Annotated in this window: 18 protein-coding genes; 9 read left to right on the forward strand and 9 right to left on the reverse strand. The window is 69.2% G+C overall.

All coding sequences use genetic code 11. The annotated features are described in order from the left end of the window. The first annotated feature begins 186 nt into the window (after positions 1–186). Positions 187–837, forward strand: coding sequence for a DUF4360 domain-containing protein (locus QQM72_RS16470; protein WP_314221617.1), 651 nt, complete (start codon positions 187–189; stop codon positions 835–837). 406 nt (positions 838–1,243) lie between these two features. On the opposite strand, the gene QQM72_RS16475 is transcribed toward QQM72_RS16470, so the two are convergent. Further along, positions 1,244–2,011: an intradiol ring-cleavage dioxygenase gene (locus tag QQM72_RS16475; RefSeq protein WP_314221618.1), complete on the reverse strand. Its 768-nt coding sequence runs from the start codon at positions 2,009–2,011 to the stop codon at positions 1,244–1,246. Between the two features lie 263 nt (positions 2,012–2,274). On the opposite strand from QQM72_RS16475, the gene QQM72_RS16480 reads away from it, so the two are divergent. Beyond that, positions 2,275–3,291: an arabinan endo-1,5-alpha-L-arabinosidase gene (locus tag QQM72_RS16480; RefSeq protein WP_314221619.1), complete on the forward strand. Its 1,017-nt coding sequence runs from the start codon at positions 2,275–2,277 to the stop codon at positions 3,289–3,291. Further along, the gene (locus QQM72_RS16485) at positions 3,273–4,706 is read left to right on the forward strand and encodes a family 43 glycosylhydrolase (protein ID WP_314221620.1); all 1,434 of its coding nucleotides are present in this window, start codon (positions 3,273–3,275) and stop codon (positions 4,704–4,706) included. Before QQM72_RS16480 ends, QQM72_RS16485 begins: the two co-directional genes overlap by 19 nt. Positions 4,707–4,805: 99 nt before the next feature. Here the strand turns inward: QQM72_RS16485 and QQM72_RS16490 are convergent, their stop codons facing one another. From QQM72_RS16490 to QQM72_RS16520, 7 genes are all read right to left on the reverse strand, one after another. Next, positions 4,806–6,521: a pyridoxal phosphate-dependent aminotransferase gene (locus QQM72_RS16490; protein ID WP_314221621.1), complete on the reverse strand. Its 1,716-nt coding sequence runs from the start codon at positions 6,519–6,521 to the stop codon at positions 4,806–4,808. Positions 6,522–6,819: 298 nt separating this feature from the next. Next, positions 6,820–8,064 carry a multiple monosaccharide ABC transporter permease gene (gene mmsB / locus QQM72_RS16495; RefSeq protein WP_314221622.1) on the reverse strand — a complete coding sequence of 415 codons (1,245 nt, stop codon included), beginning with the start codon at positions 8,062–8,064 and terminating at the stop codon, positions 6,820–6,822. Beyond that, a complete protein-coding gene (gene mmsA, locus QQM72_RS16500; RefSeq protein WP_314221623.1) occupies positions 8,061–9,611 on the reverse strand; it encodes a multiple monosaccharide ABC transporter ATP-binding protein in 1,551 nt (516 codons plus the stop codon). The genes mmsB and mmsA overlap by 4 nt, the downstream gene beginning before the upstream one ends. A 32-nt stretch (positions 9,612–9,643) precedes the next feature. After that, on the reverse strand, positions 9,644–10,753 hold the full coding sequence (gene chvE, locus QQM72_RS16505; RefSeq protein ID WP_314221624.1) for a multiple monosaccharide ABC transporter substrate-binding protein: 1,110 nt from the start codon (positions 10,751–10,753) through the stop codon (positions 9,644–9,646). Between the two features lie 151 nt (positions 10,754–10,904). Further along, positions 10,905–11,876 (reverse strand): hypothetical protein, encoded by a 972-nt coding sequence (locus tag QQM72_RS16510; RefSeq protein ID WP_314221625.1) that lies wholly within the window; start codon positions 11,874–11,876, stop codon positions 10,905–10,907. Positions 11,877–11,998: 122 nt separating this feature from the next. Continuing rightward, on the reverse strand, positions 11,999–13,003 hold the full coding sequence (locus QQM72_RS16515; protein WP_054238146.1) for a zinc-dependent alcohol dehydrogenase: 1,005 nt from the start codon (positions 13,001–13,003) through the stop codon (positions 11,999–12,001). Continuing rightward, on the reverse strand, positions 13,000–14,160 hold the full coding sequence (locus QQM72_RS16520; protein WP_171397024.1) for a mandelate racemase/muconate lactonizing enzyme family protein: 1,161 nt from the start codon (positions 14,158–14,160) through the stop codon (positions 13,000–13,002). The genes QQM72_RS16515 and QQM72_RS16520 overlap by 4 nt, the downstream gene beginning before the upstream one ends. Positions 14,161–14,416: 256 nt before the next feature. On the opposite strand from QQM72_RS16520, the gene QQM72_RS41030 reads away from it, so the two are divergent. The 6 genes from QQM72_RS41030 to yjfF all read left to right on the forward strand — a co-directional run bounded on the left by QQM72_RS41030 (position 14,417) and on the right by yjfF (position 21,795). After that, positions 14,417–15,307: an SCO2400 family protein gene (locus QQM72_RS41030; RefSeq protein WP_449657430.1), complete on the forward strand. Its 891-nt coding sequence runs from the start codon at positions 14,417–14,419 to the stop codon at positions 15,305–15,307. Between the two features lie 496 nt (positions 15,308–15,803). Beyond that, positions 15,804–16,850 (forward strand): LacI family DNA-binding transcriptional regulator, encoded by a 1,047-nt coding sequence (locus QQM72_RS16535; protein WP_314221628.1) that lies wholly within the window; start codon positions 15,804–15,806, stop codon positions 16,848–16,850. 143 nt (positions 16,851–16,993) lie between these two features. Then, positions 16,994–18,001, forward strand: a complete 1,008-nt coding sequence (locus tag QQM72_RS16540; protein WP_020126951.1) for an ABC transporter substrate-binding protein — start codon at positions 16,994–16,996, stop codon at positions 17,999–18,001. Positions 18,002–18,095: 94 nt separating this feature from the next. After that, positions 18,096–19,655 carry a sugar ABC transporter ATP-binding protein gene (locus QQM72_RS16545; RefSeq protein WP_314221629.1) on the forward strand — a complete coding sequence of 520 codons (1,560 nt, stop codon included), beginning with the start codon at positions 18,096–18,098 and terminating at the stop codon, positions 19,653–19,655. Continuing rightward, positions 19,652–20,773: an ABC transporter permease gene (locus QQM72_RS16550; protein WP_314221630.1), complete on the forward strand. Its 1,122-nt coding sequence runs from the start codon at positions 19,652–19,654 to the stop codon at positions 20,771–20,773. The genes QQM72_RS16545 and QQM72_RS16550 overlap by 4 nt, the downstream gene beginning before the upstream one ends. Continuing rightward, positions 20,773–21,795 carry a galactofuranose ABC transporter, permease protein YjfF gene (yjfF, locus tag QQM72_RS16555; RefSeq protein ID WP_314221631.1) on the forward strand — a complete coding sequence of 341 codons (1,023 nt, stop codon included), beginning with the start codon at positions 20,773–20,775 and terminating at the stop codon, positions 21,793–21,795. The genes QQM72_RS16550 and yjfF overlap by 1 nt, the downstream gene beginning before the upstream one ends. Positions 21,796–21,833: 38 nt before the next feature. Here the strand turns inward: yjfF and QQM72_RS16560 are convergent, their stop codons facing one another. Next, positions 21,834–22,235 (reverse strand): ATP-binding protein, encoded by a 402-nt coding sequence (locus QQM72_RS16560; RefSeq protein ID WP_314221632.1) that lies wholly within the window; start codon positions 22,233–22,235, stop codon positions 21,834–21,836. Positions 22,236–22,246 lie beyond the last annotated feature (11 nt).

Here is a 22,246-nt window from a genome sequence, read left to right on the forward strand (position 1 = left end):
GCGGAGCGAGCGGGTGTGAACGGGCCGTGGTGAATGGCCGGAGTTCCCTCTGGGCGCGCCCCACCACTCTCCCTACGATGCGATCGCCCCGGTTCTTCACAGCAACTCCATTGATCCTTCACAGAGTTGATGGGCCGAGCCGGGCGCGCATCCACCCCCCACCGATCCGAACGAAGGACAGAGACCATGGCAAGTGGGCTGCTCCTGGGCGGTGCGGTCGCCGCTCTCATCACCGCGGCGATACCCGCGCACAACTCGTCCCCCGTGTTCGACAACCCGCCCCCGGACAAGATCGTCATCGACGTCGCCACGGTGAACGGCTCCGGCTGTCCCGCGGGTACGGCTGCCGTCGCCGTCTCCGAGGACAACACCGCCTTCACCGTGACCTACAGCGACTACCTCGCCCAGGTCGGCGGAGGCTCCAACCCCACGGCGTTCCGCAAGAACTGCCAGCTCAACCTGGTCGTCCACGTCCCGTCGGGCTTCACGTACGCCATCGCCAAGGCGGACTACCGCGGCTACGCCTCGCTCCAGTCCGGCGCGACCGCCGTACAGCGGGCCTCGTACTACTTCCAGGGCTCGTCGCAGACGGTGTTCAAGAACCACAACTTCAGCGGCTCCTACAACGACAGCTGGCAGGCGACCGACAGCACCGACTGGGCCCAACTGGTCTGGGCGCCCTGCGGAGTTCAGCGCAACTTCAACATCAACACCGAGCTGCGGGTCAACGCGGGCACGTCCTCGCCGAGCAAGGTCAGCTTCATGACCATGGACTCGACCGACGGCGACCTCAGTACGATCTACCACATGGCCTGGCAGCAGTGTCCGGCTAAGTAGGCGGTTCGCCTCCCGACCCTCGGGTCACCTCGCCGCGTGGGCCACGAACCCGGCCCACGCGGTGCCGCCCCCGGTGGGCACGGCGGCTCGCCCTGCCGGCGGACAGAGGGGGCGTGGGGTATGGGTCACGGTCGCAGCGCGGTGGTCGTCGGCGGAGGCATCGGCGGGCTGGCCGCCGCGATCGGCCCCCCTCGCAGTGGCCCTCCGCAACGGCGCCCTGTGGCTGGCGCCCTCCGGAGCGACGCTGCGGGCCGCCCTGCGGCATGCCGACTGGACGCCACCGCGGCTGCGGTGACGCCCAGTCGAACGGGGGATGCTCATGCCGTACGGGTCGTACGGGTTTTGCAGGCCGTACGGGTGGTGCGGGTCGTACGGGTGGTGCGGGTCGGACCGTGCGGCGCCGAGGTCAGCGTTCGACCCCGAGCGTCAGCGTTCCCGCGTAGCCGGACGAGGGCGAGCTGCCCAGAGCCGTCAGGGTCAGCAGGCCCGAGGCGGCGCCTCCCTCGTCGTAGATGGAGTCCTGGGCGAGGGTGGTGCGGGTGACCGTGTTGGTCGAGTACGGCGAGATCCTCGCGACGGCCGTCGTGATCGTCTCGTTGAAGAAGAGCTGACCGGTGTGGAGCTCCTGGCCACCGGTGAAGTGGCCGTCGGAGGTCACCGTGACGCCGGTGTGCACCTTGATGTGGATGTGGATGCAGCGGCCGCGGTACCAGCCGGGGTAGATCGTGGTGATCGCCGCGACTCCGCTGGAGTTGGTGAGGACTCCGCCGCGCAGGAAGGTGCCGTCGTCCGGTTCGGTGTGGCCGTTGTTCCCGACGAAGCCGGAGTACTCGCCGAGGGCGTCGCAGTGCCAGATCTCCACGAGGGCGTTGGACAGGGGCACGCAGGTGTCGTCGTCGACCACCGTGAGGGTCAGCTTCAGCGGGATCCCCGCCTTGCCCTCGGTGATGTCGGCGCGGACGTACTGTCCGTCGAGGTAGTAGGGGCCTTCGGTCATCTCCTTCGTGAGGGTGCAGACGGCCGCGGCGGCGACGGGGGCGGTGTCGGCCGCGTCGGCGGTGGGGGCCTCGGGCGTGGCAGCGGCGCCTACGGCCAGGGCCGCTGCGGTCGCGCCCGAGGCGACGAGTACGGTACGGCGCGCGACGGAGGGGCGCGCATTTGAGGTGTCTGTCATGAGCACGACACCGTAGAAACGGTTCCTGTCGGAGGGCTGTCAGTTCGGCAAAGCGAGGCGGCGTCAAGCTACTTGCCGGGCAAGTGTCGACACAAGGGTCGTCGCGCCTTCGAGGAGGCGATCCATCGCGCCGTTTCTCGAAGACTTTCGGGTGCGCGTGCGGAGCATTGACGCGCAAGGGGTTCGATTCTACGGTCCCGTCCGACGACGCGACTGCTGTTCGGTATCACGAACGGCGACATCCCCACTGAAGGAGCGTCCGCATGAGCCGCACCTCACGCACCTCACGCATCTCTCGCGCGCCCCGCACATCCCGCACGCCCCGCAGGGCCGCACTGCTCGGCGTCCCGGCGGCGGTCCTGCTCGCCCTGATCCCGTCCACCGCCTCCGCGTACCCCAACCCCGGTACGGTCACCGGCTCCACCGTCGTGCACGACCCGACGATGATCCGCACCTCGGCCGGCCGCTACCTCCTCTACGCGACCGGCGGCGGCCTGTCCTACCGCACCTCCACCGACCGCATCGCGTTCGGCGCGGGCGGTGACGCCTTCTCCACCCGGCCGAGCTGGTGGTCCTCCTACGGCACCACCGAGGCCTGGGCGCCCGACATCTCCTACCAGGGCGGCAAGTACCTCATGTACTACGCCGTCTCCACCTTCGGATCCAACAAGTCCGCGATCGGACTGGCCGGTTCGAGCACCGGACTCCCCGGCTCCTGGACCGACTACGGCACCGTCTACACCTCCACCACGTCCAGCGACTACAACGCCATCGACCCGAACCTCTTCGTGGACGACGACGGCAAGTGGTGGCTTTCGTTCGGGAGTTGGTGGACGGGGATCAAGATGATCCGGATCGATCCGGCCACCGGCAAGCAGCTCGCGTCCGACACCGCCCGGCGCTCGATCGCCTCCCGCCCCACCGGGACCAAGGCCGTCGAGGCGCCCTACGTCGTGAAGCGCGGCGGCTACTACTACCTCTTCGCCTCCTACGACACCTGCTGCGCCGGCACCAGCTCCACCTACAAGGTGAAGGTCGGCCGCGCCACCACCGTCACCGGGCCGTACTACGACAAGAACGGCGTCGCGATGACGAACAACGGCGGCACGGCGGTCCTGGAGTCGCACGGCAGCGTCATCGGCCCCGGCGGCCAGTCGATCCTGCACGACACCGACGGCGACCTGATCGTCTACCACTACTACGACGGCAACGACAACGGCACCCCCAAGCTCGGCATCAACCTCTTGAACTGGAGCAGCGGATGGCCCGTCGCCTACTGACCCTGCTGGCCGCGCTGCTGCTCGCCCTGGCGATCGGACAGCCCTCGGCGAGCGCGGCCACCGTCACCAACCCGATCAAGGCGCAGAAGGGCGCCGACCCCTGGATCTCGTACCACGACGGCAACTACTACCTCGTGACGACGAGTTGGACGAACGTCATCACCATGCGCAAGTCCGCCACCCTCGCGGGACTCGCCACCGCGCCGAACATCCAGGTGTGGACCGGGGACGCCGCTTCGCGGTGCTGCAACATCTGGGCGCCCGAGATCCACTTCCTCGACGGCCGCTGGTACCTGTACTACGTCGCCGGGCAGAACGTCACCGACTACAACCCGACCCAGCGCACGCACGTCCTGGAGAGCGCGGGATCCGACCCGACGGGTCCGTACACCTACAAGAGCCAGCTCAACTCCGCCTGGATGCTGGATCCGACGGTCGCCACCATCAACGGCCGGCTGTACCTGTTCGGCAGTGCGAGCGGCGGGACGCAGAACCTCGTGGCGGCCCGGATGTCCAACCCGTACACCCTGGCCACCGGCTTCTCGACCATCTCCACGCCCACCAACTCCTGGGAGAAGTCGGGAGGTTCGGTCAACGAGGGCCCGGAGGTCCTGCAACGCGGCGGCAGGACCTTCCTGGTCTATTCGGCGAGCGGCTGCTGGACCCCCGACTACAAGCTCGGCCAGCTCACCCTCACCGGCTCCGACCCGCTCGCGGCATCGTCCTGGACCAAGAAGTCCACGCCGGTGTTCCAGCGCAACGACTCCGCGGGCGTCTACGGCCCCGGCCACAACGGCTTCTTCAGCTCGCCGGACGGCGCCGAGAGCTGGATCGTCTACCACGCCAACGACTCGGCCTCGGACGGCTGCGACAACGGCCGGACGACCCGGGCCCAGAAGTTCACCTGGAACTCCGACGGCACCCCGAACCTGGGCACGCCCGTGGCGCTGGGCTCGGCCGGCAGCGGCCCCTCCGGTGAACCTTCGGCCACCGCCACCACCTACCGGATCACCAACCGCAACAGCGGCAAGTGCCTCGATGTGGCGGGGAGTTCGCCGGCGGACGGGGCCAACGTGCAGCAGTACACCTGCAACGGAGGAACGAACCAGCGCTGGCGCGTAGAGGACCAGGGCGACGACACCAGCCGACTGGTCAACGTGGCCACCGGCAAGGTCCTCGACACCGCCGACTGCTCCGCCGCGGACGGCGCCGACCTGCGTCAGTGGTCCTGGCTGAACAACACCTGCCAGCGCTTCCGCTTCCTCACCACCGACAGCGGATACGTCCGTATCGTCAACCAGTCCACGGGCAAGGTCGCCGACGTCGCCGACTGCTCCGCCGCGGACTCCGCCGACGTACGTCAGTGGTCCTGGCTGAACAACACCTGCCAGCAGTGGAGGCTCGAGCCGGTGTAGCCGGTGCAGTCGGTGTGCGGTGGAGTTCCTGCCGCCGACCCGTTGCGCCCCGAGCAGCCATCGGCCGTCCGGGGCGCAACGGATCGACGCCGCGAAGTTCTATCCCGCCTGCCCCATACCCGCCGCGTTCGGCCAGCTCTGGGCGTTCGGCCAGCCTGTCGCGGCGGCGGGGGAGAGGCCGTTGGTGCCCCGGACCTGGGCGGCCGTGAGGCCGCCGCGGGCCGGGACGCCGGGCGGGGTCGGGCCCATCGGCGGGGCGGGAGCCGGAGCCATGGCGGGGGCCATGGCCGCGGGTGCCATGGCGGGTGCCATGGCGGGTGCCATGGCCGCCGGTGCCATCGCGGCGGCCGGCGCCATCGGCGGAGCCGCGGCCGGGACCGGCGCGGGGGCGGGGGCCGGGACCGGCGCGGGGGCCTGGGCGGGCACCGACTGGGGGAAGATCTGGGCCGCGGCAGGCATCGGCATCCCGGCGCCGTCGGACGGAGTGGCCTGCGCCATCGCCGGGGCCATCGGCGGGGCGGGCATCGCCATCGGGGCGCCGGCGGCCGGCGCGGCCGCGACCAGCCCCGGCATCGCGACGCCCATGGCCTGAGCGGCGAGGTTGTGCATGCCGGACCCGTTGGTGACCAGCCGGTCCACCGCCGGCGTGCCCGAGCTGTAGCTGGTCCCGGTGCTCAGCTCGGGCACGGCGGCTCCCCTCCTGGTCCCGTAGAGCACCTGTTCCAGGCCGGACACCAGGCGACGAACGTCCACCTGGGGGCGCACCACGAGCCGCAGGAAGCGGCTGGACGAACCGATCTTGTTGCCGCACTCGCGGACCAGGATGCGGTGCTCGGCGAGCAGCCGGTCGCGGACCACGGTGCCCTCGGCGCCGACGGGAAGGCGTACGAAGAGGAAGTTCCCCTGGGAGGGGTAGACGGTCAGCCCGGGCAGCGCGCTGAGCTGACTCGCCATGTCGAGCCGGTCCCGGCGCACCTGCATCAGGCTCTGCGCGTACTCGGGGCCGTGCTCCTTCAGCATGAACACCACGTACTCGGCGAAGGCGTTGAGGTTCCACTTCGGCAGCATCGAGCGGACCCGGCCGGCGAGCGACGGGTTGGAGACCATGTAGCCGAACCGGATGCCGTGCAGGCCGAAGTTCTTGCCGAGGCTGCGCAGCACGATGACGTTGGGCCGGATCATCGCCTCCTGCACGACGCTCGGTTCCTGCTCCGCGTCCGCGAACTCCAGGAACGACTCGTCGATGACGATCAGGTCCAGGTCGGCCATCGCGTCCATGAACTGCACGAGCGCGTGCTTGTGGAGGAAGCCGCCGTCGGGGTTGTTCGGGTTGCAGATGACGGCGGCCCTGGTGCCGCGGGTGCGGATGAACTCGGCGTACTGCGCGAGGTCCAGGGCGAAGCCGCTGGACTCCTGGAGCGGGAACATGTCGACCCGCTTGCCGGTCTCCATGGGCTGGTCGGTCCAGCGGCCGAAGGTGGGGACGGGGACGGCGAGGGACTCACGCACCAGCAGGTGGTCGATCCAGGTGATCAGCTCGGTCGACCCGTTGCCCATCGCCACGGCCTGCGGGGGGAGTTGGAGGAGGTTGCACAGCTCGGCCGTGATCGTGTCGGCGCCGCTCGGGTAGTACGTGATGATGTCCCGCAGTCGCGCGGCCATGGTGTCCATCATGGCCGGGGTGGGGAAGTAGGGGTTGCAGGGGATACAGAAGTCCACCGGGCCGACTCCCTCGCCGCCCTCTCGCGTCAGCGCCGCCATCGACGGACTGTGCGCCGCGGTGTTGCGGAACAACGAGGAGACGTTGTCGGCCATGGAACCTCCGTATGGGGCGGGCCCGGCGGGGACGACCGGGCCCGTCGTCATTGGGTGGCCCGCGCGGGGGAGCGCGGGCCGCCCTTACATACGAACTTTTGGGTGGCGCTGTTCAACCGCTGAGGAATCGGTAAGAACTTGTGGGTCACCTGTGAAGACGTCGTGACCACGACGCCCGGGGGGCATCGGAAAGGGCCCCGCCGGTGTCGGCGGGGCCCTCCTGTCCTGAGCTACGGACCCGTCCTGAGCTGTGGACCAGGTCCTGAGGCCACGGACCCGTCCTGGATCTGCGGACGGGTCACGAACCGGACTTGCGCTTGTTCCAGACGTCGAAACCGACCGCGGCGAGCAGCGCGAGGCCCTTGATGACCTGCTGCCAGTCGCTGCCGACGCCGAGCAGGTTCATGCCGTTGTTCAGCACGCCGAGGACGAGACCACCGATGATCGCGCCGAGGACGGTGCCGACACCGCCGCTCATCGACGCGCCGCCGATGAACGCCGACGCGATGGCCTCGAGTTCGAAGTTCAGACCCGCCTTGGGACCGGCGGCGTTCAGCCGGGCCGCGACCACCAGACCCGCCAGGGCGGCGAGCGCGCCCATGTTCAGGAAGACGAGGAAGGTGACCTTCTTGTCCTTGACGCCGGACAGCTTCGCGGCCGGCAGGTTGCCGCCGATCGCGTAGATGTGACGGCCGAAGACGGCGTTGCGCATGACGTAGCCGTAGCCGACCACCAGCGCGCCCAGGACCAGCAGGATGATCGGCGCGCCCTTGTAGCTGGCGAGCAGCATCGTGACGGTGAGCACCGCGGCGACGATGGCGACGATCTTGAGCAGGAACAGGTTGCGCGGCACGACGTCCAGCGAGAACTCCTGCTGGCGCTTGCGGTCGCGCACCTCCTGGAGCACCACCATGACGATCACGGCGAGGCCCAGCAGCAGCGTGATGTTGTGGTAGTTCGTGGTCGGGCCGACCTCCGGGAGGAAGCCGTTGCCCATCTTCTGCAGACCGTCCGGGAACGGGCCGAGGGTCTGGCCCTCCAGGAAGATCTCCGTCATGCCACGGAAGATCAGCATGCCGGCGAGGGTGACGATGAACGACGGTATGCCGAGATACGCGATGAAGAAGCCCTGCACCGAGCCCGCGACCGCGCCCACGATCAGGCACAGCACCACCGCGACGGGCCACGAGACGTCGTGCTGCACCGTCAGTACGGCCGCGAACGCGCCGATGAACGCGGTCAGCGAACCGACCGACAGGTCGATGTGGCCCGCGATGATCACCAGCATCATGCCGATCGCGAGGATCAGCACATAGCTGTTCTGGAGGACCAGGTTGGAGACGTTGCGCGGCAGCAGCAGGTCACCGTCGGTCCAGACCGCGAAGAGCGCGACGATCAGGCCGAGGGCGATCAGCATGCCGTACTGGCGCATGTTGCGGCGCAGGCCGTCCAGCACCAGCTGGAGCAGGCCGCCGCCGGCCGCCGGTCCGCCGCTCTTGCCGGGCGGCGCGGCTGCCGGGCTCTTGGTCACGTCGGTGCTCATCGCGATACCTCTTTGTCCTTCGTCATCTGACGCATCAGCACTTCCTGCGTGGCCTCGGCCCGCGGGAACTCGCCCGTGAGCCGCCCGGCGGCCATGGTGTAGATGCGGTCGCACATACCGAGCAGTTCGGGCAGCTCGGAGGAGATGAAGACGACCGCCTTGCCCTGGGCCGCCAGTTGGTCGATGACCGTGTAGATCTCGTACTTGGCGCCGACGTCGATACCGCGCGTGGGCTCGTCCAGGATCAGCACGTCAGGACCCGCGAAGATCCACTTGCTGAGGACGACCTTCTGCTGGTTGCCGCCGGACAGCTTGCCCACCGGCTCGAAGACGGTCGGCGCCTTGATGTTCATGGACTTGCGGTAGCCCTCGGAGACCTGCCGCTCCTCGTGCTCGTCGACGATCCCCCGCTTGGCCACCTTGTCCAGCGCGGTCAGCGAGATGTTGCGGTTGATCGTGTCGATGAGGTTGAGGCCGTAGTGCTTGCGGTCCTCCGTGACATAGGCGATCCCGTGGCCGACCGCCTCCGCGACGGTCTTGGTACGGATCTCCTTGCCGTCCTTGAGGACGGTGCCGCCCGCGTGCCGGCCGTAGGAGCGTCCGAAGACGCTCATCGCGAGCTCGGTGCGGCCGGCGCCCATCAGGCCCGCGATGCCGACGATCTCCCCGCGCCGCACCTGGACCGACACGTCGTCGACGACCTTGCGCTGCTGGTCGATCGGGTGGTGCACGGTCCAGTTGCGGATCTCCAGGGCCGGGGCCGCGCCCGACTCCGCCTCGTGCGGGGTGCGCTCGGGGAAGCGGTTGTCCAGGTCGCGGCCGACCATGCCGCTGATGATCCGGTCCTCGGTCGTCTCCGCCGACTTCACGTCGAGCGTCTCGATCGACTGCCCGTCGCGAATGATCGTCACCGAGTCCGCGACCTTGCGGATCTCGTTGAGCTTGTGGGAGATGATGATCGAGGTGATGCCCTGCTTCTTCAACTCCAGGATGAGATCGAGGAGTTTGTCGCTGTCCTCGTCGTTGAGGGCCGCGGTCGGCTCATCCAGGATGAGCAGCTTCACCTTCTTCGAGAGCGCCTTCGCGATCTCCACGAGCTGCTGCTTGCCCACGCCGATGTCGGCGACGCGGGTCTCGGGGTGATCGCTCAGACCGACCCGGCGCAGCAGCTCGGAGGCGTGCCGCAGGGTGTCGTTCCAGTTGATCAGCCCGCGCGTGGCGTGCTCGTTGCCGAGGAAGATGTTCTCCGCGAGGGAGAGGTACGGCACCAGCGCCAGCTCCTGGTGGATGATGACGATGCCGCGCTGCTCGCTGGCCCGGATGTCCTTGAAGGAGACGGTCTCTCCCTCGAACAGGATCTCGCCCTCGTACGTGCCGTGCGGATGGACGCCGGAGAGCACCTTCATCAAGGTGGACTTTCCGGCGCCGTTCTCACCGCAGATGGCATGGACCTCGCCCTGGCGGACGGTCAGAGTGACGTCCGACAGCGCTTTCACACCGGGAAAGGTCTTGACGATCGAGCGCATTTCCAGGACGGGTCCCGCCATGGTCGTGCCTTCCAATCCTTGAGGGTCGACGCTTACTTGAGCTGGTCGGCCGTGTAGTAGCCGCCCTCGACGAGGACCTTCTCGTAGTTGGTCTTGTCCACGCTCACCGGCTGGAGCAGGTAGGCCGGGACGACCTTGGTGCCGTTGTCGTACGTCTTGGTGTCGTTCGTCTCGGGCTTCTTGTCGTTGAGGACGTCGTCGACCATGGTCGTGGCGACCTTGGCCAGCTCACGGAGGTCCTTGTAGACGGTCTGGGTCTGGCCGCCCGCGATGATCGACTTCACCGAGGCCAGCTCGGCGTCCTGGCCGGTGAGGACCGGCAGCGGCTTGCTCGCGGAGCCGTAGTCGTCCGACTTCAGCGCCGACAGGATGCCGATGGAGATGCCGTCGTACGGCGAGAGGACCGCGTCGACCTTCTTGCTGCCGTACGACTTGGTGAGGATGTCGTCCATGCGCTTCTGCGCGGTCGCGCCGTCCCAGCGCAGGGTGGTGACCTGGGTGAGGCCGGTCTGGCCGGACTGGACGACGAGCTTCTTGCTGTCGATGTACGGCTGGAGCACGCTCATCGCGCCGTTGAAGAAGTACTTGGTGTTGTTGTCGTCGTTGGAGCCGGCGAACAGCTCGATGTTGAACGGGCCCTTGCCGGACTTCAGGCCGAGCTTGTCGACGATGTAGTTGGCCTGGAGCTCGCCGACCTTGGTGTTGTCGAAGGACGCGTAGTAGTCGACGTTCTTCGTGCCGAGGATCAGCCGGTCGTAGGAGATGACCGGGATCTTGGCGTCGGCGGCCTGCTGGAGGACGTTGTTCAGCGACTTGTTGTCGATGGCCGCGACGATCAGCGCCTTGACGCCCTGCGTGATCAGGTTCTCGATCTGCGAGACCTGCTGGTCGGGGTCGTCCTCGCCGTAGACCAGCTTGGTCTTGTAGCCCTTGGCCTCGAGGTCCTTGACGACGTTGGCGCCGTCGGAGATCCAGCGCTCGGAGGACTTGGTCGGCATCGCGATACCGATGGTCCCGCCCTTGGCGCTGTCCGAGCCCTCGTCCTTGCTGCCACCGTCACCGCTCTGGCCGCAGGCGGACAGGGTCAGGGCGAGGGAGGCGGCTCCGGCTATGGCGGCGAGGGAGACTCTACGGTTGCGCATGATCATCATCCTTGATGTGTGTGCAGGGGTCGGTATCGCGGTGCGACGGCCGCTCCCGGAGCAACGCCGGGAAGAAGAGAAGAAGTGAAGAAGCGGTGTGTGGGATTCTGCGCGCCTGTGTCGGCTTCTGTGAAGCGGGGTTTCCGGAACGTTATGACTGGATGTCAAAACGCTTGAGTTCGCCCGGCAGGCGCGAGCCCAGCGGCGCCATGTCACCGTCCGCGCCGTGACGGGCGAGGAGGTCGAGGGCGAGCCGTCCGCGCCGCACCCGTTCCCGGGCCGTGGAGAGCGCCAGATCCCGCAGGTGGTGGCCGTACGGGTAGATCCCCGGGGCCTTGGACAGGCCGAACTTCAGGTAGAGCGGTGCGCCGCGCCGGATCAGCTCGGCGACCTCGTACATCCGGACGTAACCGCCGAGATCGTCGGGGGCCTCGATGTACATGTCCATGGGGGCGCCGGAGACCCGGCGGATCTCGGTCAGGTGGTCCAGGGTGAGGTCGCTGGGCACGTTGACCGAGTCGGCGCCGAGCTGCTCGTACACCGCGTACGCCGCCGGGTTGACGGGGCCGATGAGCGCGGACACCTTCAGCGTGGTGTCGGCCGGGATGATGCCGGCCGCACGGGCGCGGTGCAGCGTCCACAGCACGCCCTCGTCGGCGACGAGCAGGCACTTGACGCCCAGTTCCGTGGCCCGGACGGCGTCCTCGACGCATCCGGCGACGGCGTCGTGACCGCGGGCGCGCAGCCCGCCGCCCCGCGAGTCGGTGCGGGTCGAGCCGCCGATGTCCCAGGTGCCGCGCGGCCCGGTGAAGAGGCAGAGCTCGATGTCACGCTCGCCGGTGGCGTCGACCATCTCGGTGATCTCGGCGTCGGTCAGCATCCACACGCCGCTGCCCTGGCTGATCCGGTGGATCGGCACGTCGAGGCGCGAGGCCTCCTTGAGGATGACGGCCAGCGCTTCGGGGCCCTCGCACGAGGGGACCTCGGTGCGCCAGCGGCCGCCGTCCGGGAAGGTGTGGGCGGAGGCGTCGGCGGGGTCGAGGGCGGGTGCGCCCAGGCCGAGCGCGGTGAGCGCCTGCTCACCAGGTCGACGGGCTGCCGTGGCGGAAGCGTCGGTGGTCACATGCCGTCCTTCGTGTTCGGTATTTCGGTCAAGGTTCGCGGCTCAGGTCGTGCGGGGTGATGGGTGTACGCCGGTGCGGGGGCGGTCAGGTCGCCCCCGCACCGGCGTACGGATCAGGGGCTTTACGGCTTGAGCAGCACCTTGCCCACCTTCGGATCGCCTGATCCCACCAGGTCGATGGCCGCGGAGAACTCGGCGAGCGGCAGTTCGTGCGTGACCAGGGGCAGCGGATCGAGCAGCCCGGCTCCGAACACCCGGACGGTGTGCGACCAGGCGTCCGGCGGCGCTCCGAAGACGGTGTGCACCTCCAGCTGTCGTACGACCAGGTCCGTCGGGTCGAGCCCGTCGGCGCCCGGCGCCGGGATCCCGGTGAGGACCAGCCGGCCACCGCGCCGGAGCAGCGAGGCGGCGGTCCGGGCGGCGGACGCGGACCCGGCGGTCTCGATGACGACGTCGAAGTCGTCCGGGAGCTCCTGGTCCCTGGTCCGGAAGTCGGTGGCCCCGAACTGCCGGGAGAGCGCCTCCCGGTCGTTGCGGGTGCCGACGACCAGCAGCTCGGCGGGCGATCCCGCCTTCAGGAACTGGACGGCGAACATGCCCAGCGTCCCGGTGCCGACGACGGCCACCTTCTCGCCCGGCAGCGCGTGCGCCTTGATCGCGGCGGCCGCGATACAGGCGGCGGGCTCGAGCAGGGCGGCCGCGGTGAGGTCGGCGTCGTCCGCCAGGACGTGCAGCAGCCGGGCCGGGAGGGTGAGGGTGGCCGCCATGGCCCCCGGCTGGGTGAAGCCGGTCTCCTCGTACCCGTCCGTGCACAGCGTCGTCTCGCCCGCGTGACAGCGGTCGCAGACCTGGCAGTTGCGGAAGCCCTCACCGACGACCTTGCGGCCGACGAGCGACGCGGGGACCCCGGCGCCGACCGCCTCGACCGTCCCCGACCACTCGTGGCCGGGGGTCAGCGGGTAGCGGACGTACCCCTCGGGACGGTTGCCCTGGTACACCTCGCGGTCGCTGCCGCAGATGCCGGTGGCGTGGACGCGGACGAGCGCCTCGCCGGGTTCCGGCCGCCGAGGCTCGTGCGGGACGAGCCGGTGCTCGCCCGGCGCCTCGACGACGACGGCTGTGCTCACTTGTCGCTGCCCTTCGGCTTGCGCTGCTCCCAGCCCTCGGCCCAGAGGTCGAAACGGGCCTGCTGCTGCGGGAACTCGGCGGCGGCGTCCACGTCGAGCTCGACACCGAGACCGGGCGCGTGGGACAGCTCGAAGTAGCCGTCGACGACCTGGGGAGCCCCCTTGACGACCTTCTTGATCTCCGAGTCGGCGAAGTCGTTGAAGTGCTCGAGGATCTTGAAGTTCGGGGAGGTGAAGCCGACCTGGAGCGAGGCCGCGGTGAGGACCGGGCCGCCGACGTTGTGCGGGGCGACGAGCACGTAGTGCGCCTCGGCGGTGGCGGCCAGCTTCCGGGTCTCCCAGATGCCGCCGATGTGGCCGACGTCCGGCTGGATGATGTCCACGGCCTGGCTCTCGAAGAGCTCACGGAACTCGACGCGGTCGTGGATGCGCTCGCCGGTGGCGACGGGGATGTCGACCTTCGCGGCGACCTTCTCGAGAGCCTTCAGGTTCTCGGGCGGGCACGGCTCCTCCAGCCACGCGGGCTTGAAGGGCGCGAGCTCGTTCGCGAGCCGGACGGCGGTGGCGGGGGAGAAGCGGCCGTGCATCTCCAGCATCAGCTCGGCGTCCGGCCCGATGGCGTCGCGCACCGCCTCGATGAGGGAGACCGCGTAGAGGGTCTGCTGGTGGTCCAGCTCGAAGTGCCCGGTGCCGAAGGGGTCGATCTTGAGCGCCTTGTAGCCGCGCTCCATGACTCCCTGGGCGGCCTTGTGGTAGGCCTCCGGGGTCCGCTCGGTGGTGTACCAGCCGTTGGCGTAGGCCTTGACCTTGTCGGTGACCTTGCCGCCGAGGAGCTGCCAGACGGGCACGCCGAGGGCCTTGCCCTTGATGTCCCAGCAGGCCATCTCGACGACGGCGATGCCCGACATCACGATCTCGCCGGCCCGCCCGTAGTCGCCGTACTTCATCCGGCGCACGAGGTCCTCGACAGCGAATGGGTCGGAGCCGAGAATGTGGTTGGCCTCGGCCTCCTTCAGGTAGCCGAGCAGCGCGTCGGTGTGACCCAGCATGCGGGTCTCTCCGACACCCGTGATGCCCTCGTCGGTGTGCACCAGGACGTAGGTCAGGTTGCGCCACGGCGTCCCGACCACGTGCGTGCTGATTCCGGTGATGCGCACGGAAGTTACCCTTCGGCTGTTCGAGATTTCGTCACATGTTCGAAATGCTGGGCAGACAGTAAGGATTGCGCGAGGTGAGTGTCAATGGGTCGAACAGGTAACGGTTTCGACAGTTTCGATACTCCTTTCGAAACTTGGCCTGCCGAGCTGTGGTCCAGGTCACTCGAAGTGTCGCGCCGGTATGGCCGGTTTCCCACACAACTTTCACAGGTGAACCCGGGAACGCGCCTGTCCGGGAACTTAGTCTTCCCGCGTCATGGACTACTGCCACCCGTGCCGACGGCACCTCAACGGCGCCCTCGCCTGCCCGGGGTGCGGCGCGCCCGCTCAGCGGCTACGCGCGTATCCGTCCGACGCGTCCGGACCCGAGCCGTCTGCGCGGGACACGTCGGCGCACCGGACTCCCGGCGCCCCGGACGGTCGCGGCGACCCGGATGACCACGGCGCTCACGACGGCCGGGACGACCACGGCGCTCACGACGGCCGGGACGACCACGGCGCTCGCGAAGATCGCGACGAGCACGACGGGCACGCCGATCACGAAGACGGGAGCGGCGAGCCGCAGGGCCGGGCCGCGCGCCGTCGCGGGCAGGGCCGGGGCGGTCGGCGCGGCCCCCAGGGCGCGGCCGTCGCGCCGGAGGCGAGCCGCCGCGACCGCAAGGCCTCGGCCCACCGAAGACGCCGCAAACGCATCGTGCTGATCACCGTCGGCTTCGCGCTCGCGGCCGGTGGCCTGAGCCTGGCCGAACTCGGCGTGGACGCACCGGGGTTCACCTCTCCGGGGAACCCGGCGGCGGCCGGGGGAGAGGCGTCCGAGGTCGACGGGTCGTCGGAGCCGAGCGCGTCCGCACCACCCCTGGACGACCGGACCGACACGGGCGGGGACGAGGCCTCGAACTCCCCGAGCCCCTCCGCCTCCCCGTCGGCCTCGGAGTCCGCGAAGGACGCGTCGGCGACGCCGAGCCCCGACAAGGACGCCCAGTCGGCGACCCTGCCCGGCTCAGCCGGGTCGACCTCCGGATCGACCCCCTCGGACGCGGACTCCGGCTCGGACCCCACCCCGACCGCCGACCCGTCGGCGCCGGCCGAGTCCCCGGACCCGTCGCCCTCGCAGACGTGCACCCGCTTCCTGTGGTGGTGCTCGTAGGGCTCCGCCGGAGCCGGCCGTTTCGCGGCCGGGCCCGCCGAGCGGTCGTGATGTGGGCCGTCCAGGAGGGTGTGCGGGACGCCCGGGTATGGCCGAAACAGCTGTGCACTGAAGCGAGTTGGACATGCTCCGGCCGCACGACCCGTCGGCGGTCCGCTGCCCGGAGCCCGGCCTCGGTCCGCCTTTCGGCCTGTGACCAGGGACGATGTGCCGCCGCCGGCAAGCGCGTTATGGAACCGTGACGAGCTTCCCGTGCAACCCCCTTGACCGCCATGAATTGTTAGCGCTCACAATGACCTCCGCATTCACCAGTCGACGACGACGTCAGATACGGGGAGGTACGAGCGGTCGTGCCCGCAGCGTCCCCACTCGCATTTCGTACCGGTGTCGTCGGGCCCACCGGGATCCCGGAGTGAAGCCCGTGGCGCGGAACCACCCGCCCACACCGCAGGACTTACCGCAACTGTCGGCAGACGAGCGCCAAGGAGGTGCGGCCGTGACACACACCCGGCTCCGGCCGCCCACCATGGCCGACGTGGCGCGCCTGGCCGGTGTGTCCCACCAGACCGTGTCCCGCGTGCTGGGGGAGCACCCCAACGTGCGGGACGAGACACGGGCCAGGGTGCTGAGGGCGATCGAGGAGATGGGTTACCGCCGCAACTTCTCCGCACGGGCCCTGGCGACCCGGCGTACCCGGACGCTGGGCGTGGTCGCCTCCGACACCACCCTCTACGGGCCGGCCAGCACGCTGTTCGCGCTCGAGGAGGCGGCGCGGGCCGAGGGGTATCTCGTCTCGACGGTCAGCCTGCGCGAACTGACCATGGAGAAGCTCTCCGAGGCCCTGGACCACCTCAGCGAGGGCGGGGTGGAGGGCGTGGTCGCCATCGCCCCGCAGCGGTCGGCGGTGGACGCCCTGGCCGAACTGCGCCATCCCTTCCCGGTGGTGGTCGTGGGCGGCGAGCCGGGCATGGACATCCCCCGCGTCGGCGTCGACCAGCATCTCGGGGCGCGGCTGGCGACCGGCCACCTGCTGGCCGCCGGTCATCGCACGGTCTGGCACCTCGCCGGACCCGAGGACTGGCAGGAGGCGGCCGACCGGGCCGCCGGCTGGCGGGACACCCTCGAAGCGGCGGGCGTCGAGCCGCCCATGCTGCTGCGGGGGGACTGGAGTCCGCTGTCGGGCTACCGTGCGGGCCAGGAACTGGCCGGCTGGGTGGGCCGGGGGCTGACCGCCGTCTTCGTCGCCAACGACCAGATGGCCCTGGGGGTGTTGCGGGCCCTGCGCGAGGCGGGCGTCCGGACTCCCCAGGACGTCGCGGTGGTCGGCTTCGACGACATCCCGGAGTCGGAGTTCTTCGCACCGCCCCTCACCACCGTCCGGCAGGACTTCTCGACGGTGGGCCAGCGGGGCATCGCGCTGCTCCTGGAGCAGATCGAGGGCCGGCCGGCCTCCGGCGCGCCCCGGATCGCGATCGAACCCCAACTCGTCGTACGCGCAAGCACGTTCCCGAGCGCCGCTCAACCGGAGGGCGCCCCCCTCTGACGGACCCCGTCGGACCCCGTCGAACCTCTGACCAGCAGTGTGGCCGAAATGCCGAACAGTGATCGACAGGCTGGACGCAGCGCGGCCGGTCCATCGAGTACCAGCAGGTCCATCCCCGGGCCGGCTCTTCAAAGGAGAAGAACATGCTCAGCAGAAGAAACTTCCTCACCGCGGCGGTCGGCGTGGCGGCGGCGGGCGGCCTGGCGGCCTGCGCCAAGGAGGACGACGGCGCGTCCAGCAGCTCCTCCGGGGACGGCGGCAAGGCGATCACCCTCGGCTTCTCCCAGGTCGGTTCGGAGAGCGGCTGGCGCAGCGCCAACACCGACTCGGTGAAGGCGGCGGCCAAGGAGGCGGGCTACACCCTCAAGTTCTCCGACGCCCAGCAGAAGCAGGAGAACCAGATCTCCGCGATCCGCAGCTACATCACCCAGGGGGTCGACGTCATCGCCTTCTCGCCGGTGGTCGTCACCGGCTGGGACGCGGTGCTGAAAGAGGCCAAGGCCAAGAAGATCCCGGTGGTCCTCACCGACCGCTCCGTCGAGACCTCCGACGAGTCCCTGTACGTGACCCTGGTCGGCTCCGACTTCACCGACGAGGGCCGCCGCGCCGCCAAGATCCTCGAGAAGGTCATCGCGAAGGCCGGCCTCAAGGGCGCGGTGAAGATCGCCCAGCTGGAGGGCACCACCGGTGCCGCCCCGGCGATCGAGCGTGCCAAGGGCTTCAAGGAGGTCATGGACGCGAGCCACAAGGACGACTGGAAGGTCGTCGTCAGCCAGACCGGTGACTTCACCCGTGCCGGCGGCAAGCAGGTCATGGCGGCCTTCCTCCAGTCCAACCCGGACATCAACGTCCTCTTCGCGCACAACGACGACATGGCCATCGGCGCCATCCAGTCCATCGAGGCGGCCGGCAAGAAGCCCGGCAAGGACATCCTGATCGTCTCGATCGACGGCGTGAAGGACGGCTTCGTGGCCATGTCCGAGGGCAAGATCAACGCCATCGTCGAGTGCAACCCGCTCCTCGGCCCGCAGCTGATGGACGTCGTCAAGAAGGTCAAGGACGGCGAGACGGTCGAGCGCTGGATCAAGACCGAGGAGGGCGACTTCATGCAGGACCAGGCCGCGGCCGCGCTCCCGAGCCGCAAGTACTGACCGACGCACCCACCGGCAGGGAGCCCCCGGCCGACCGAGCCGTCGGTCCCGGGGCTCCCTGCGGGCCTGAACGAATCTCAAGAGGAGCGCTGCCATGGCAGAGCCACGGCCCGTCCTGGAAATGACGGGCATAGTCAAGGAGTTTCCGGGGGTACGGGCTCTGTCGGACGTCGACTTCCGGCTCTTCCCCGGCGAGATCCACGCCCTGATGGGCGAGAACGGCGCGGGCAAGTCCACCCTCATCAAGGTCCTCACGGGGGTCTACTCCCTGGACGGCGGCACGATCACGCTGGACGGCGGGGCCGTGCGGATCACCAGCCCGCTGGAGGCCCAGCAGGCCGGCATCAGCACCGTCTACCAGGAGGTCAACCTCTGCCCCAACCTGTCGGTGGCGGAGAACATCTTCATCGGGCGTGAACCGACCCGGCTGGGCCGTATCCAGTGGAAGCAGCTGCGCCGGCAGGCGGCGGAGCTGGTGGACCGGCTCGGACTCGACATCGACGTGACCGCCCCGCTGTCCTCGTATCCGCTCGCCGTGCAGCAACTGGTCGCGATCGTAAGGTCGTTGGGCACCGGCGACGGCGCGGGCGGCGGCAAGGGACCGGGCGCCGAGGGGCCGGGCACCAAGGTGCTGATCCTCGACGAGCCGACCTCCAGCCTCGACCGCGACGAGGTCCTCCAACTGTTCGCGCTGATGCGGAGGCTGAAGGAAGAGGGCGTCGCGATCCTGTTCGTCTCGCACTTCCTCGACCAGATCTACGAGGTCTGCGACCGGATGACCGTACTGCGCAACGGCACCCTCGTCGGTGAGCACATGGTGCGCGACCTCGACCAGGTCGGCCTCGTCCAGCTCATGCTCGGCAAGGCCATGGGCCAGCTGGACGAACTCCACGAACACCAGCTGCACTCCCACGCGGGCGAGGCCCTGCTCCAGGCGGACGGCCTCGGCCGGACCGGCGGCATCGCCCCGTTCGACATGGAGATCAAGAAGGGCGAGGTGATCGGCCTCGCCGGCCTGCTCGGATCGGGCCGGACCGAACTCGCCCGGCTGCTCTTCGGCGCCGACCAGCCGGACACCGGCAAGGTGTCCATCGGCGGCAGGAAGGTCTCGATGAGCGCCCCGAACGACGCGATCGACGCGGGTGTCGCCTTCTGCTCCGAGAACCGCAAGAGCGAGGGCCTGGTGCCCGATCTGACGGTGCGCGAGAACATCATCCTGGCCCTGCAGGCCGCGCGCGGCTGGACCCGGCCCATCCCGGTCGCCCAGCGCGACGAACTCGTCGCCAAGTACATCAAGGCGCTGGACATCCGCCCCGCCAACCCCGAGGCCAGGGTGGGCCAGCTCAGCGGCGGCAACCAGCAGAAGGTGCTGCTGGCCCGCTGGCTGATCACGAGTCCGAAGCTGCTGATCCTGGACGAGCCCACGCGCGGCATCGACATCGGCGCCAAGGCGGAGATCCAGAAGCTCGTCGTCTCGCTCTCCGAGGACGGCATGTCGGTGCTCTACATCGCGGCCGAGCTGGAGGAGGTACTCCGGCTCAGTCACACCATCGGAGTGCTGCGCGACCGCCGGCTGGTGGCGCAGATCGCCAACGGGCCCGAGATCACCACGAGCCGGATCCTGGAGACCATCGCGAGCGGAGAGCACCAGTGACCACCTCTTCGACCACCACTTCCCGGTGGCGAGCGCTGACCCACCACCACCTGTTCTGGCCGGTGGCGGTCCTGGTCCTGCTGCTGCTCGTCAACGTTCCCTTCACACCCGACTTCTTCTCGATCAGGATGGCGGACGGCCACCTCTACGGCAGCCTCGTCTCGATCGTCCTGTTCGGATCGCCGCTCATCCTGGTGGCGGTCGGCATGACGCTGGTCATCGCCACCGGCGGCATCGACCTCTCCGTCGGCGCCGTGGTCGCCATCACCGGAGCACTGGCCTGCTCGTACATCAGCGACCAGTCCGACCAGGGCGCCCTGTCCGGGGTGCTGCTCGCCATGGGCCTGGGCCTGCTGGCCGCGGTCGTCTGCGGCCTGTGGAACGGGTTCCTGGTCGCCAGGATGGGGATCCAGCCGATCATCGCCACCCTGATCATCATGGTCGCCGGGCGCGGTGTCGCCCAGCTGATCACCGACGGCCAGATCATCACCATCAACAGCGAGCCGTACAAGCTGATCGGCGGCGGCTACTGGCTGACCCTGCCGTTCTCCATCTTCGTGGTGGCCGTGGTCGTGGCCGTCACCGTGGTGCTGACCCGCCGCACGGCACTCGGCCTGCTGGTCGAGGCGGTCGGCGGCAACGCCGAGGCCAGCCGCCTGGTGGGCATCAGGTCCCGGCGCATCAAGATCATGGTGTACGCGTTCTGCGCGCTCTGCGCCGGCATCGCCGGTCTGATGATCAGCTCCAACACCTCGGCCGCGGACGGCAACAACGCCGGCCTGTGGATCGAGCTCGACGCGATCCTCGCCGTGGTGATCGGCGGCACCTCGCTCCTGGGCGGCCGGTTCTCCGTCGGCGGCACGGTGGTCGGCGCCCTCGTCATCCAGACCCTGACCACCACGATCTACACCATCGGCGTGCCGACCCAGACCAACCTGGTCTTCAAGGCCGCCGTCGTCATCGTCGTCTGCCTGCTCCAGTCCCCGAAGTTCCGCGCCAAGGTGTTCGGCGCCAGGTTCGGCGCCGGATCCGGCGCGAAGGGAAGCGGCAAGCCGGCCGCGGCCCCGGCGGACCCCGCCGCGGCGTCCGAGGCCGCCCCCAAGATGGAGGTGTCGTGATGAGCGCGACCACCCAGAGCCCCACGGCCTCCGACAGCCGTACCCCGTCCACGGTCTCGCGGCTGCTCGGCGACCGGCGGCTGCCCGTCGCGGTGACGGCCCTGCTCTTCCTGCTGATGTACGGCGTGGGCCTGAGCCGCTACCAGAACTACGGGTTCGGCGAGCCGCAGGTCTTCCTGAACCTGTTCATCGACAACGGCTATCTGCTGGTCGCCGCGGTCGGCGTCACCTTCGTCATCCTGTCCGGCGGCATCGACCTGTCCGTCGGTTCGATGATCGGCTTCACGACGATGTTCACGGCCTGGCTGGTGGAGCGCCAGGGGCTGCCGCTGCCGCTGGTGATCCCCATGGCGCTGGGCGTGGGCGCGCTCGGCGGTTTCCTGATGGGCTATGTGATCCACAACTTCGAGATCCAGCCCTTCATCGTGACCCTCGCCGGCCTCTTCCTCTTCCGCGGCCTGTGCCTGGTCATCAGCAAGGAGTCGATCTCCATCAGTGACTCCTCGGTGAGCAGCATGGCCCAGGCGCAGGTGTCGCTGGGGATGGGCTTCCTGTCCATCGGCGCGATCGTCTCGCTGGTCGTCCTCGCCGTGGCGTTCTACGTCCTGCACTACACCCGCTTCGGGCGCCGGGTGTACGCCATCGGCGGCAACGAGCAGTCGGCCATGCTGATGGGTCTCCCGCAGGGCGGCACGAAGATCGCCGTGTACACCGTGAGCGGGTTCTGCTCGGCGCTGGCCGGACTGCTCTTCACCCTGTACATCCAGTCCGGCGACCCGCTGCACGCGACCGGCATGGAACTCGACGCGATCGCCGCGGTGGTCATCGGCGGCACGCTGCTGACGGGTGGCTCCGGGTATGTGCTGGGCACCCTGTTCGGCGTGCTGGTGCTGGGCCTGATCAAGAGCATCATCCAGTTCGAGGGCACCCTCAGCTCCTGGTGGACGAAGATCGCCACCGGTGTGCTGCTGTGCGCGTTCATCCTGGTCCAGCGCTTCATGACGACCCGCAAGAAGACCTGAGGCGATGCGACGCTCCCGGCGTGGGCCGGGAGCCGTCGTCAGGCTGTCCCGGGCAGGCTCTCGCTCTTGAAGGTCACCCACACCGTCTTGCCCACGGAGTGTTCGGTGATGCCGAGGTCGTCGGCCAGTTCCCGGGCCAGGAAGAGCCCCCGGCCCGAACACGCGTCGGAGGTCGGCGGGCACGCGGGCACGGGATGGTCACCGCTGTCGCGTACGGCGAGCCGGACCAGGGGGCCGTCGAGGGTGAGGGACACGCAGTACTGCCTGCCGGGCGGCACCCCGTGCAGCAGGGCGTTCGTGGCGAGTTCCGACACGCACAGCTCTATGTCGTCCAGCCGGTCGACGCAGTTCCAGTCGCTCAGCACCTGATGGACGAAGACCCGGGCGGCCCGCACCGAGGCGCGCGAGCGGGGGAAACGACGTTGCCGTGACAGGGGCACGGGGGCACCTC

The organism is Streptomyces zaehneri, from assembly GCF_032248645.1.
Lineage (GTDB): Bacteria > Actinomycetota > Actinomycetes > Streptomycetales > Streptomycetaceae > Streptomyces > Streptomyces coriariae.

Bases quoted from the DNA above. Each gene is read 5' to 3' on its own strand.
- QQM72_RS16470 (WP_314221617.1), top strand. From the start codon at position 187: ATGGCAAGTGGGCTGCTCCTGGGCGGTGCGGTCGCCGCTCTCATCACC.
- QQM72_RS16475 (WP_314221618.1), bottom strand. From the start codon at position 2,011: ATGACAGACACCTCAAATGCGCGCCCCTCCGTCGCGCGCCGTACCGTA.
- QQM72_RS16480 (WP_314221619.1), top strand. From the start codon at position 2,275: ATGAGCCGCACCTCACGCACCTCACGCATCTCTCGCGCGCCCCGCACA.
- QQM72_RS16485 (WP_314221620.1), top strand. From the start codon at position 3,273: ATGGCCCGTCGCCTACTGACCCTGCTGGCCGCGCTGCTGCTCGCCCTG.
- QQM72_RS16490 (WP_314221621.1), bottom strand. From the start codon at position 6,521: ATGGCCGACAACGTCTCCTCGTTGTTCCGCAACACCGCGGCGCACAGT.
- mmsB (WP_314221622.1), bottom strand. From the start codon at position 8,064: ATGAGCACCGACGTGACCAAGAGCCCGGCAGCCGCGCCGCCCGGCAAG.
- mmsA (WP_314221623.1), bottom strand. From the start codon at position 9,611: ATGGCGGGACCCGTCCTGGAAATGCGCTCGATCGTCAAGACCTTTCCC.
- chvE (WP_314221624.1), bottom strand. From the start codon at position 10,753: ATGCGCAACCGTAGAGTCTCCCTCGCCGCCATAGCCGGAGCCGCCTCC.
- QQM72_RS41030 (WP_449657430.1), top strand. From the start codon at position 14,417: ATGGACTACTGCCACCCGTGCCGACGGCACCTCAACGGCGCCCTCGCC.
- QQM72_RS16540 (WP_020126951.1), top strand. From the start codon at position 16,994: ATGCTCAGCAGAAGAAACTTCCTCACCGCGGCGGTCGGCGTGGCGGCG.
- QQM72_RS16545 (WP_314221629.1), top strand. From the start codon at position 18,096: ATGGCAGAGCCACGGCCCGTCCTGGAAATGACGGGCATAGTCAAGGAG.
- yjfF (WP_314221631.1), top strand. From the start codon at position 20,773: ATGAGCGCGACCACCCAGAGCCCCACGGCCTCCGACAGCCGTACCCCG.